Origin of the sequence: Geobacillus sp. LEMMY01 (assembly GCF_002042905.1) — a bacterium.
In the GTDB taxonomy this organism is placed as follows: Bacteria; Bacillota; Bacilli; order Bacillales; family Anoxybacillaceae; genus Geobacillus; species Geobacillus proteiniphilus.
The window spans coordinates 1-12,182 of the sequence record NZ_MVKA01000051.1 but is presented as its reverse complement, the minus strand read 5'-3'; the positions used below and the strand labels follow the sequence as shown (position 1 = coordinate 12,182).

10 protein-coding genes and 2 pseudogenes are annotated in these 12,182 nt (G+C 37.7%); 2 read left to right on the top strand and 10 right to left on the bottom strand.

Annotated elements, in window-relative coordinates; translation table 11 throughout:
- A pseudogene (locus B1A75_RS18110) lies at positions 1 to 185 on the top strand (IS1634 family transposase); the annotation flags it as partial.
- A gap of 244 nt (positions 186 to 429) precedes the next feature.
- Here the strand turns inward: B1A75_RS18110 and B1A75_RS18105 are convergent.
- The 10 genes from B1A75_RS18105 to B1A75_RS18055 all read right to left on the bottom strand — a co-directional run bounded on the left by B1A75_RS18105 (position 430) and on the right by B1A75_RS18055 (position 11,954).
- Positions 430 to 1,563, bottom strand: coding sequence for an IS4 family transposase (locus B1A75_RS18105; protein WP_079936654.1), 1,134 nt, complete (start codon positions 1,561 to 1,563; stop codon positions 430 to 432).
- An 801-nt stretch (positions 1,564 to 2,364) separates the two neighbouring features.
- Complete coding sequence (locus B1A75_RS18095) at positions 2,365 to 2,787, bottom strand: hypothetical protein (protein WP_079936652.1); 423 nt, start codon at positions 2,785 to 2,787, stop codon at positions 2,365 to 2,367.
- Positions 2,788 to 2,834: 47 nt separating this feature from the next.
- Positions 2,835 to 3,224 carry a hypothetical protein gene (locus tag B1A75_RS18090; RefSeq protein WP_079936651.1) on the bottom strand — a complete coding sequence of 130 codons (390 nt, stop codon included), beginning with the start codon at positions 3,222 to 3,224 and terminating at the stop codon, positions 2,835 to 2,837.
- Between the two features lie 23 nt (positions 3,225 to 3,247).
- On the bottom strand, positions 3,248 to 4,339 hold the full coding sequence (locus B1A75_RS18085; protein ID WP_079936650.1) for a hypothetical protein: 1,092 nt from the start codon (positions 4,337 to 4,339) through the stop codon (positions 3,248 to 3,250).
- 447 nt (positions 4,340 to 4,786) lie between these two features.
- On the bottom strand, positions 4,787 to 5,572 hold the full coding sequence (locus B1A75_RS18080; protein ID WP_176202444.1) for a type II toxin-antitoxin system PemK/MazF family toxin: 786 nt from the start codon (positions 5,570 to 5,572) through the stop codon (positions 4,787 to 4,789).
- Between the two features lie 169 nt (positions 5,573 to 5,741).
- Entirely contained in the window at positions 5,742 to 7,610 is a 1,869-nt protein-coding gene (locus tag B1A75_RS18075) for a TnsD family Tn7-like transposition protein (RefSeq protein ID WP_079936648.1), read from the bottom strand.
- A 12-nt stretch (positions 7,611 to 7,622) separates the two neighbouring features.
- The gene (locus B1A75_RS18070) at positions 7,623 to 9,287 is read right to left on the bottom strand and encodes an ATP-binding protein (RefSeq protein WP_217700892.1); all 1,665 of its coding nucleotides are present in this window, start codon (positions 9,285 to 9,287) and stop codon (positions 7,623 to 7,625) included.
- A gap of 4 nt (positions 9,288 to 9,291) precedes the next feature.
- Complete coding sequence (locus B1A75_RS18065) at positions 9,292 to 10,341, bottom strand: Mu transposase C-terminal domain-containing protein (protein ID WP_079936647.1); 1,050 nt, start codon at positions 10,339 to 10,341, stop codon at positions 9,292 to 9,294.
- Between the two features lie 42 nt (positions 10,342 to 10,383).
- The gene (locus B1A75_RS18060) at positions 10,384 to 11,514 is read right to left on the bottom strand and encodes a hypothetical protein (protein ID WP_079936646.1); all 1,131 of its coding nucleotides are present in this window, start codon (positions 11,512 to 11,514) and stop codon (positions 10,384 to 10,386) included.
- On the bottom strand, positions 11,511 to 11,954 hold the full coding sequence (locus B1A75_RS18055) for a TnsA endonuclease C-terminal domain-containing protein (protein WP_176202443.1): 444 nt from the start codon (positions 11,952 to 11,954) through the stop codon (positions 11,511 to 11,513). The genes B1A75_RS18060 and B1A75_RS18055 overlap by 4 nt, the downstream gene beginning before the upstream one ends.
- Before the next feature lie 13 nt (positions 11,955 to 11,967).
- Here B1A75_RS18055 and B1A75_RS18050 point away from each other — a divergent pair.
- Positions 11,968 to 12,182: pseudogene (locus B1A75_RS18050) on the top strand (IS66 family transposase); the annotation flags it as partial.

Sequence of the window (12,182 nt, the reverse complement as noted above, 5' to 3'; positions counted from 1 at the left end):
GTCCTGGAGGCCGCAAGCTGACCCGGCCGACGGTACATGCGATTTGTCAGCTGTTTCAATATGTGMACGTCGTCCTGTTCAAGCTGCCGGATGGGCGCATCCAACGCTCACTGGATCGCTCCCTCACCCCTGATCAGCGAAGGATTCTGCAGGGATTGGGCATGGATGAGAGCATCTACGTGTAACGTGATACGGAACGACCAGCGATGGTAAAAAAAGGATTGCCATCGCTCGTTGTGTTGGTCAGAAAGTTATTCTGAAAAACGAAATAAAAAATCCTTTCTTTCAACCCTGTTAGGGTGCGAAATGTGAGTAAAAATATATAACAAAAGGGGAATTTACTGTATGGTACAGTCGGCTAGGCCCTCACCAAGGAATAAAATTCGTTTGCCCATTTTACGGTTTTTTACCAATAAACACGAGTGTTGATTATCCAAAATTATACATACGCCTTCCATAAATTTGGGCATACTCAAACAAAGCAGCGGCCATCCCGGATTTCCAATCGAGAGGAAGCTGCCCAGAGAAAAAACGGCGAACAAACGAAATGAAGGAAAGAGAGACGTTCGTCCGTTTTTTGGTTTGATCATACAGCCATCGCAGCAACACATACGCAATGAACGCCCCAAACAGCTGATTGTATACCGCATTTTCCGTCGTGCCAAACAAGGTTGGGACATTCAGATATTGCTTTACCCAGCGGAAAAAGACTTCAACGGTCCAACGTTGTTGGTACATGTCGGCAATGGTTTCCGCAGACGCATGGAAGAGGTTCGTCACGACCCGAATGTCGCGGCCATTCGCATCTCGAAAGATCACCACCCGGTGACGCTTGGTGGAGCGGCATTGTTTCGTCCCCAACTGGCACGTGAAGTCGGCTTGAACCGATGAAGATGCGCTCGGAAGGCGGTTCAAGCTTTTTTTCTGATGAAGTTCGATGTTGTCYTTCATCCGAATGACAAAGAGCTGATGCTGCTCYACAAATCGATCGAGGCGTTCGATTTTGAAATACGCCCGGTCTTCCACSAGCACTTGTTGAGSGTTCGTCAACTGTTCTCCCACTGGGCCATCGTGACGCAGYCCGGTCGTTTCCACCACGTCTGCCGGCAACGAGGATTCCGGCGAATACGCGACGTGCAGCTTCACTCCGGCGCGTTCGCCGTGATACGGMGCCCATGGGAGGCGGTTTTTCCCGACYGTGACGGTCGTCGAATCCACCACCCGAAGCGGTTTGGGAAACCGAAGCGARCGGCGGGTTTGGCGGTTGCACTTGGAAATGATCAACGCCAACAAGCGTTTCATGATGTCATAGGGAACTTCTTTCGCTTTCTTGGATACTGTGGAATAATGGAATCGCGGCAATCCATACAGAGGCCCCACGTCRGCTCCATGGCGAAAGCTTTTCCATTGATGCATGGCGGCCAGCRGGAAGAAGTGAATCAACTCGCGCAACGTAAAGGTTCGAGACGAATCACGATACCCAACCGCTTCGGCAATCAGTTGAATCTCTTCATCCGAAACAAGTTTTTGCATCAAATTCGGGAGTGTGGTATGCTTGTTCATAGAGAGCACCTCCTGGGTTTGTTTGTGTCGTTACTCACATTCTACAGGAAAGGTGCTCTTTTTTCTATACCCTTTGGATTTTATTGGATAATCAACACGCCTGTCAAGAGACAATAATTCATGTCCATCCCTCCCCTCCCCCCTCAAACTCTCTCTTCCCTAGAGCCGCAAGGGGTTTGAGACTTTGAGGAACCAGTTGGAACAAAAAACCAGGAAAATAAAAAGTGTCCGCCAATTTGGAAGAAATTAGGGGATTAGGGGGAAGGGATGAGGGAAATGGAACGTTGGGAAATGTCCAGGGAAATCATTTGAGTGCACAAATGGAGAAGCTCAATTGGAACATAGCGGGAGGGGGTATATTGGGAAACTGCTTGATAAATCAATGTTCTTTCCTTTCCCCTTTCCCCTGTACTACTTTCAACAAAAGAAGAAGCCAAGCAAGGATCAGGGCAAAACCCTAACCACGCTCGGCTTCTTGGACATTTTTTATTGTCCCTGGACAGTTTTTATTTTCCCAGGACGGGATTTATTTGACGGTGATAACAGTCTGTTAGTGAAAAATAAAGTTGGTAACCAATAGTTCTTTTATTCCAAGGTTTCTTTACTTTGTTAAAGTAGTACGTCTTTTATTAAAGTTGGTAACTGATCATTAAGCATTGTAATTTCGAATAAAAAATAAAGTTGGTAACCGAACATCATGGTTGTAACAATGATTTTTCGTGATCATAATCAATTCTGTATGTACAAATTAAAAACGACCTTTGAATAGGTCGTTAAACTTCTTCGTTACTCAATAATTTTTTAAATCAAACCAAAGGTTGTTCCGAGTGTTAATAATGATGCGGAATTTGTTAATATTTTCTCCAACCAGCCATATAATTTCTTTGCTTTTTCAATATCATTTTTTTCGATGGCGACTTTCAGTTCATTGGCGAAATGCTCAGCCTGTTCGCGTTGCATCTCGTCAGCAATATTTTTAATTTCAGATAATAATTCCTTAAAAATTTGTTCTGTTAAACCATAGTTTATGGTTTTCTCTTGTTTTACATTGTCCCCAAAATTGACATTGTCTCCATGAAATTGTGCTCCATTGAAACCTGAAATATTTCTTTTATATTGCGACACTTTGTTATCCCCTCCACCTTCCATTACTATAAATTGTTCAATGACTATTGGAGAATTTCCCATTATATCGAGAAATTTTTGTATTGACTCTTGTTTCATTAATCCTTTTTCAGAAAGTGATATCGGTTCGGAATTTGATATACTCTTTAATAAAACGTTATCTTTTTTTTCTTCTTCGATTTGTTTTTTTTTACATATTCTTTATAATCCGGATTTATCTCAAATATTGGAAAGACGATATCTCTTGTTAGTAAAACTTCTTTACCACAATCACATTCCATATATTCTTCAATTACTTCATCCAAACTGTCGACTGTTTTTATTGTTTGAAGGCAATCAAGATTCGGACAACGTATTTCCCATTTAATACTTAATACACCAGATTGTACCAATGTTAAAAGATATTCGAATGCATCCGGAAGAGGTGTATTGGTTGCTTTAGTGATAGCTGTCGGATAAAAATATTTTACAGCACTATAAGCTATAACTCGAACAGCATCATCAATCTTTTCTTTTATTTCCCACTTAGCAACCATAAGCCCACCTCCTCCTAAATGCATTAAATTATTATTCGTTCCCTTACATATTCAATAACCTTTTCTGTCGTTGATGGGGAAGAAAAAAACACACTTTTCGTTGTAACACCAACTTGTATTGTGTAAGTTTGTTTTATACCATCTTCTTCTACATCAAATCTAATATATCCTCCTTGAGGTTGAAGATGTGGCTCTAACAAATTATACAATGGTGTTGAACGTAAGTCATCCCTGTTTACTTTTAAACCAATATTACCCATTCCAGATAGAACAACTGAAACAAAAGGAATGGTTAATAGTTCCTCACCTAGAATTGACTTAGCATTTTGTAATTCTGCTTGTAATACATTTATATCCTCTTCTTCAAAGTATCGGTCAAGAGCTGCTAAAACATTTACAACCGCATCAGTTTGCGATTCGGTGAGATCCTCTAAAATTAACTCAGGAATAGCTTTTGATTGATACAATTGTCCACCTAATTCATCAGCCATTTTGGCTGTATCATATCCAAATGGTTTGACTATATCCTTTTTCGAAAGAGTAATTTGCTGCTTAGCAACTCCTGCAATATGTCGCGCAATTTTTAACGCATCATTAGGATTACTTCTTATTTCAATTATTTGCTTTTCCTCATCAATAAAAACAGTAGCCATGCTTGTAGCCGGTCTAAAACTTATCCCTTCTTCACTTACATTCGCGGTTGTGCCTGATTTATAAATATACCTTAAATAATATTTATTCTTATTATTTGTTTCTGCTGCACATTTTAATATCGGTCCATTATTCAAGTCTTCTTCTGAATATTTTGTGTGAACTTCAAAAGGATTTGTTTTGTTATTTTTTATTAATATGTTTTTTAAACCTTTAATACCATCAGAATTTATAAATTCAAACCATGATATTGAAGTTTTGCCAGCCAAAATTTTATTTTCGTGACCTTGCAAAGCTTTACATTGCAACTCCGGGTTGTCTTGTATTGCTGTCCAAATCCTGACTGCTAATTCAAATGAGGTTCCATTATCACTAAGATTTAAATTGGAACAAATTTCCTTCAACACATTTTTTGGCAAGCGAATAATATCATAATATGTAACGAGATTTGGAATCGACAGCATAGCTTCTCCCCCATCTTGCCTTTATTAACATTAAAGAAGTAAAAACGGATCAATTTACTGTTTACTGATATTTCTGAAAAAATGTTGTATACAAATAAATAAAAGGCTCGAATCCATGTTTGAACCTTTTTAAAAAGTGTTAAAAATGACATATATAGGTTGTAATAAAGAAATTCCGACCTCCATGTCCGTCTTTACTTTATCACCTAACAAGCTGGCACGGTGGCAAGAAGAGCGAACAATGCCATGTAAAACAAAATTGCAACTTATATAGATTAATTTCATACGTAAATAATCGAACACATACCTTTTAAAAATGTAAATCCCCCTAGATTATATCTAAGGGGATTATCCCTCCATTGAGGGGCATAATGTATCAAACTTTTAACGCCCTATCGGCAACATATTTACCTTTGCTTTTAATTTTACTTAACTCAACGTTATTTGTCAATTTAAATTTTTATTTCCTTTCTCAAGTTCCTTTTCGTTTTTTTGTAGGATTTCTTTTCTTAATTCTTCATTTTTATTTTCCAATTCTTGGATTTTGCATTCGAGTTCCTTTATTTTTTCATCATTTTTCTTTTTTATAAATACACTATGTTGTTCATATAATTTTTGTTCCAATTGATCCATCAATTTTGTTTTTGATATGCTGCCAATTATTTTTGTGATTCGATTTTTTGAAACTGATCTTATATGGTGCAATAGTGCGTATGAGTCATTTTCAAAAAGTGGATAATCACTCTTAGCAATAGGTACCATTGCTTCCTTTATTTTTTCAGGTAGTGAATCATATTTTGTATCGCTTTGAGATGTTACAGGTATTACCACAACAAGATTTGGGTAATCAGCAATAACTATACCTGTATGGGTTAAAGAAAATTCATAATCGATGTTACTTGTCCCAAAGTCTACACTTAATACTTTTCCACGACTAAATGATTTAGATGCATATGTTGTTTCTTCTGTGTCACCAGTTAAGGGGTTCTTTTTGTAGAATTTCCGATCAGAACCTTTTTTATTACCGTAAATTCCGTATTGATTTAAGATTCCCTGCCACAAAATCATTTTTATGGCTTGTTCTTCCGTTAAGCGCTGAATCGCTTGACCTGTATCAGCAAGAATATTTTGTAATTCATTTAATATCTCGAGATTTGAATAAGCAGGTTTTGGATTATTTTTGTCAATTCCTTCCAATATTTTGAGGAGTGCTTTTGTATTGATTTTTGTCATCCTTTTCCTCCATAATACATACTTTTTAATTAGATTTATTCGACAAAATAATGAAAAAATCCTGCAAATATTACAAAATTTTTTCTTAATCAGATCTATTATGGAGGGAAACATTTGTAATAAGGGCTATCGTAGAAGATAACCCTTTTAACTAGGAGGAGAAGGGATATTAGATAATTATTTTCATTTCTTTTTCTATTTCTGCTTCAATTGCCTGTTTTACTTTTTCGGAATATCCCGGTCTCAATCCTGCTTCGCGAACAATCATCCACTCTCTGACCAGCTCTTCTCTTTCACGAATTTGTTGAGCAACATATTTTACACGCCTTATTTGAAATTCTTCGATTGACTCGATAACATCACCGAGTAGCTTCTTTGTCTTTGGTAATTTATTCAGATGTTTCTGCAACAAGCTTAATTCACCGATTTTCTTACCGATTGAGCTGATTGTTAGCCGCTCCGGTTTTTTCAAAGGATTGTTTAATTCCTCATTGACTACTTCTTTTACTTTTTCCGCTATTTCGTTGTCACGTTTTCTCCAATCGACCCGGTTATCGCTGTATTTTTTTCGTTTTAAAGGATCCGGTGAATTTGTGTCCAGCCATTCACGATCGTGCCTGTATAGCCAAGCATATTCCGCCTGTGCTATTTTTCGGATTTCTGTTTTTGGTTTCCCTTCGTTCGATTCAACAGCTTTTAACCAATTAGTTCGGTATTTATTACGTTTAATTTCAAAATCATTCGCAGATGGAGTATCCATCTCCTCCTGCTTTAATTTTTCTAATTGATTTTTTACTGTTCCCGGGTCGACATTTAATATTCGTGCTGTTTCACGAAGACCTCTTTCTTCTTTTATTTTTAGTTGAATTAATTTTTCTCTCCATACAGGACCGAATTCTTTGATCCGCCCGATTTTAAATCGGTCAGATTTCTCTTTATCCGGTCCTCTGCGTGAATAAACAAATCCGCAAGAACATGTAAAAGTCCCGACTGGAACACCGGTTTTATAATCTCTTGTTACTTTACAGTCATCGATAACCGGTTGTTTATAATGGTCTGCCGCTGCATTTAAACACAGCCACGGTCCTTCCCCAAACGGATGATAAACCATGTCTTCTTCAAAAAACTGCGCCGGTGTTAATCCAATAAATCTTATCAATAAAATGTGTTTTATCGGATGCGCTGTTGTTCTTGGTTTGCGAACCAATTTACTTAACCAGTTATCTTGTCCGTAATTAATAGTACAATTTAATTTTTTCAACAAATCGTGACCATAAAAATGCCGAAAGGCTTCCATCAATTCTTTTTGTCTTACCCTCCTGGAAGCTGCAGCAGTTAGATTCATTTTCTTTAAATAATTAATATACCGGTTGTGTATTTTCTCTGTTCCTAAAACAGGTACATCATTGTTTAACAACCAATACACCGCTTCAGCAATTGCCATTTCATGTTCAAATTCTTTCTTATTTGCTTTTTTGGAAACCGATTGTTTTGTTAATTTGCAATCAAGTGCTATAAACTCATGCTTGTTTTGCCTTGCAGTTGTCGCAATATTACTTTCGATTAGGAATGTTTGATGGATAGGACAAATTTCTACGCCAGGCACTTGATGCGTACGATGCCAGTATGGTTCACCGTATTTTCTTTCATCTTCATTGACGCATTCGGGACAATAACGAAGAAATTTAGGAGAAGATATACTACTTGCCATAACTCCAATTCTGGCATGAATATCTCCCCCGTTTATCATCGAATGTATCAATTTGTCCACTCGTTCTTTTGGTAAAAAAGGTTTAAATAATGGAAACAACGTGTGTTTTTGAATGAACCGATCCGGCGTATTAATTGACCCTTCAGGAAGTTGATCAGATATAGCTTTTAAGTTATTTGGCAAGTCAATCACAGCAGATGCGGTTTTTCTTCCGAATAAATCATCTATTGTATCCTTTAGGCTAAAGTTTCTGCTCCAAATATGATACCTTGCCAAAACACTATATAACAATTCATCAGGATATGGGGTTGGAAAAAATGGTAACATGAATATCCCCCTTTACATGGCTAATATCTCTTCCACTGATTGAATCAAACCTATTTCTTTAAATGCCTCATAAGGACTTTTTCCTTCTTTCTTTGCTTGATCCAATACAGCCCGAAGATCCCCTGGAAAATAAGCCTCTTCCTTTTTAGAAATTTTTCTTTGTTTCGTAGTAGATTTTTTCCCTGCACGATTCAAATTTAAATTGAGCGCAAACACAATCGCATCTTGCTTCACTTTTGATAAATCATATTCTGTTCCGTTTCTTTGAATGGATTTTTCTGCACACTGCCTTGCGATATTTGGATCAATTCCAGCATCAACGAGCCATTGTGCAACTTCCAAAATAATCGATTCTTCGCTTGTATTGTCTTTCATAGCTTTTTGTTGATTTCTTAAATTGTTTAGTGTGCCTTCAATAGTAATACGTTCTTTTGCTTTATGAAAGTATTCATCAAGATTTTGTATTGGTGGATGAATATCGCTTATTTTGCTTAATTCATTAGTATCTCGTTTCTTCAAAGCATCAAGAATCGGCTTTGCAATCTTCAAGCTTTCTTTCGCGACTTCTCGGATCAATTTTGGGGTTATGGTTTCACTTTCACCAATTGCTTGCCACTGTGAAATCATATAAAGCTTGACTGCTATATCTGGGATGCCTTGAGATTCTTCGTAAAGTGTTTGACTAAGTTCCGGTGTTAATGGATTCTCTTTTGCAGTCCATTGATATTCCCAAAGATTTTCGATGAAGTAATCCCAAATTTCATCTTGTGCAAAATTTGCCCAAATAAGGTCCCCCTGCCCTGCACTGCGTCGTGCTTGTGCAAATTCTCTCATCATCATGTGAAGTGCTTTAAAAGTCCCCACTAAAATAACAGGAACACCAATGGTATTGATCAATTGAACAAAGAAATTAAGCATTTTAGCTCCCCCACCACTTTTGGCTTCGCTTAGTCGCTGAATTTCATCAATGACTAAAACCCCTAAACCTAAAGTGGAAGCTAATGCTGCCATATTTGGTAAGAGCTCATCTGTCGTTCTCCTGCTATTACCGAATTTTTTATAATAGCTTGTCCCTAAAACAGCGTCGATGGCTTGAAAGAAATTTAAGCAAAGACCTTTTATGGAACCATCGAATGGACAATCAAGTTTTAGCCAAACTAATTGTTTTCGGTCAAGGCTTTGCCCATTGTACTCAGTGTGAGTGATTACTTGAGGATACAAAGAAAGCACACTTTCAATCGCTGTTGTTTTCCCCACACCACTCGTTCCGATAATGGCAAATCCGGCTGCTGTCGAACGAATAATAGGTTTATAATTTTCTTTTCCACTTCCTGTGAATAAATCTGGAAATGCAGAACGTAATTGTTTATTCCATTCTGCTGATAATGGATTCCGTGCCATATACCCATTTCTTATCATTCTTGAGAACCTCTGTTCTAAATCAAGGTGAATAGGCAATGGCTCTATAAAATTTGCAATCCTTTGTACAGCCTGAAGCCGAAATTCTGGCGCATAAGAACGCTCTTTTTCGTCGTATGTTGGTCTTCTACGTATCCGAAGGGCTACTTCATATGGCTCTAAAACAGGTGGTAGAGCTTCAATATAAGCATTATGCTTATACATTGGTTCCTCTGATTTTGTATACTCTGCCTTTACTTGATGTCCAAGGAAATTCAATGTATCATCCCTTTCCTTTCGTTTGGCTTTTTAACATTTTCAAAAAGGATTGTTGTTTTGTAAGTTTGGGCGTTAATTCAAATTCACCAGTTGTAGTTTGTTCGACTTCATTCGTTTTCGGAATGAATGGAGTTACTTTACCTAAATTCCACTTCTCTTTTTCACGAACCCTTTCTTTTTCTTCTTTTCGATTTGTTCGAATATTTGTTATTCTCCGGTTATTACTGATATTGGATAAACGCAACGCTTGCATCGTTTGTTGTTTGGCTTCTTCAATAATGGCATTGTTTTGTGCGTTAAGTTCTGCATCAGACTGAATTTTTGTTGTTTGATATTTGGCTTCATCTAATTTTTCAAACTCATGAAGATCTAACACTTCTTCCAATCGGCGCCCTTTATAGCGAGACTCCCTTTCAAGAAGGTAACAGACTTCAAAGTCTTTTCCATTGTTTAAAATCAAATTAATGGTATCCGCTTTATTTCTTGTATCATAAGCGACTGGGACTTTAAAATTCCCATATACTCTTGCTTTTTCAAACCACTGTTCATTTAACGCTCTTTCACAGCTGTAAAACATTCCTTTAAACCGTATCCCGCTTTCGGTTACTGTTGCTTCGTCCCTTGGCATAAGATTTAACTGGATAATATCTGAAGGTTTTTCGCGCAAATGCCCCACTCTGTTTTCAATCCCCCATCGCCAAAGTTCATTTGGTATTGGTTCAACATGATCTTGAATCATAAATTCATCTCTTGAATACCAATGCATACGGTGGTAGAGATTATGATTCAAAAAGGTATTAATCATGATTTTTGTAAACTGGTGCAAATCCAGCGTTGCATCTAATCGATGGTCTTTTTCTCCTCTTTCTCGATAACGTTCTTTTACTGCCCCAGGAAGCCAATGAATGGTTTTTAAATTTGCTTTTCGAAAGCTTTGTTCAACAATCCCTTTCCAATCGGCTCTGTAAGGAGGAGTATTTAAAACTTTTCCGTGAAAATGCATGCGCCCCGATGAGTCATTTTCATGCCCGGGTGGAGAGCAAAAATTGCTCATGGAACTTTTCCGTGAAAATGCATGCGCCCCGATGAGTCATTTTCATGCCCGGGTGGAGAGCAAAAATTGCTCATGGAACTTTTCCGTGCAAAAGCTAACCTTATCTGTAAAAGCATTTGCTAACGCCATTTTTGCTCCAATCCAATTCGGACCTTCAAGCCCCACATACATTCCAACAATCATTCGTGAAAAAACATCGATGACGGTATATATAACCGGTCTTCCAATAATTTTTGTACGGTCAAAACTATTCACCAGATATACATCTGCAATAGTGGCATCGATTTGGAAGATTGATCCTGGACCGAACGCCATCTGTGTTGAACTTCCTAAGACTGGTCGATGCCTTAAGGCAAACCCTCTTTTTCCTTCTCTTGCAATCAAGGATTTCTTTAAGTCTTTTTCCTTTGAGTACCAATATTTGAACTGTCCAAAAGTAGGAAGTTCATGAGCAGGGGGCAACACTGGCACTTGGACCCCATTTTTGTTTTCATAACCAATGTTAAAATGTTTCTCTAACATGGTTTGGTAGCATTTTCTTAATGGGTATTGTTGTTTATTGTCATAATATAACTGAACTGCAATTCGGAATATCTGTTTAATTTCATCATCAATGTTGATCCCTTGTTTTTCCGGATCCTCTTTTTCAACTCGACTCGGTCTCCCTCTTTTATTTCCTTCCTTTACCCCTCTTTCTTTCCCAGGCGCTCCCGAATTATCATAGTTTGGAAGCAGAGCGTTCGGGTTTTTTCCTCCTTTCCAATACTCTCTCAAATATTTATAAATGTCTTTCTTGGGTGTTCCAAACTTCTCATGAGCTTCACGAATCATGGCTCCACGCAATTTTTCGTCGTAAACATCCGGTTCTTCTGTTACAATATCCTTAATAATTTCCCATCGTTTATCTCTTCGTTGCCGGTACTTTTCTGGTATTTCTGCTTCATTTGCGTATATTTTGGCAAAAGGATCAACCGTTCTCTTTATGGCTAATCCTTGGGAGAGTGCCTGATGAATAAACGTTAGTTCTTTTATGACTGGCAAAGGTTTTTCTGCGTTTAAATTTATTACAACAACCTGATTATTTTCCGCATCTACCCATAAGACGCGTTCAAGAACATTTTCTTCTCCCTCATTAATCCATTCGATTATCGAGTTTTCTAATATTAGGATCATATAACCACCCTTCCCTTATCTAACAATGTATCTGCTCTAGAAAAGTTTAGTGGTTTTGAAGTGTCTATCGTTTCGTACATATCCACTTTCCAATAACGATTAGCAATTAGATGTTTTACGATCCATAAACTTGTTCCCGGCTCAAGACCGATTATTCCATCGACTTCAAGCGCAATTTTAGCTAAAGGAATGGGAGTGCCTTGCATTTTTTGATAAATAAAAGGCTCTAATTTCCAAAGCAAATCTTCTGTGATTCCTGGTGAATCGGATAAATGCTTAGCCATATAAATAAACTCCACATTTTTTGAAAGTATCATTGGAATCTCCCGTTCCGTTACAACTTTAAAATCAATTCCTTGCTCGTAACTATTCAGCCACATCATAAAGTGAGCTGAATATTTTTTGCTTTTCCTGTCCATGATGTGAATATTGATAGACAAGGAGGTGAATCGCATGTTGACGGTACAACAAGCTGTATTTACAGTTGAGAGCTTAATCGGCAAAGTTCAACAACAAAAACAGCTCATTCATCAACTCATTCAAGAAAATGAACATTTGCGTCACGAAAACAAACAACTACGCAAAGAAAATGAACAACTGAAGTACCGTGTTCAAGAGCTGGAAGCACGCACGAAAAAAAACAGCTCCAAWAGCCATTTGCCCCCATC

Bases quoted from the DNA above. Each gene is read 5' to 3' on its own strand.
- B1A75_RS18095 (WP_079936652.1), bottom strand. From the start codon at position 2,787: ATGAAACAAGAGTCAATACAAAAATTTCTCGATATAATGGGAAATTCT.
- B1A75_RS18090 (WP_079936651.1), bottom strand. From the start codon at position 3,224: ATGGTTGCTAAGTGGGAAATAAAAGAAAAGATTGATGATGCTGTTCGA.
- B1A75_RS18085 (WP_079936650.1), bottom strand. From the start codon at position 4,339: ATGCTGTCGATTCCAAATCTCGTTACATATTATGATATTATTCGCTTG.
- B1A75_RS18080 (WP_176202444.1), bottom strand. From the start codon at position 5,572: ATGACAAAAATCAATACAAAAGCACTCCTCAAAATATTGGAAGGAATT.
- B1A75_RS18075 (WP_079936648.1), bottom strand. From the start codon at position 7,610: ATGTTACCATTTTTTCCAACCCCATATCCTGATGAATTGTTATATAGT.
- B1A75_RS18065 (WP_079936647.1), bottom strand. From the start codon at position 10,341: ATGAGCAATTTTTGCTCTCCACCCGGGCATGAAAATGACTCATCGGGG.
- B1A75_RS18060 (WP_079936646.1), bottom strand. From the start codon at position 11,514: ATGATCCTAATATTAGAAAACTCGATAATCGAATGGATTAATGAGGGA.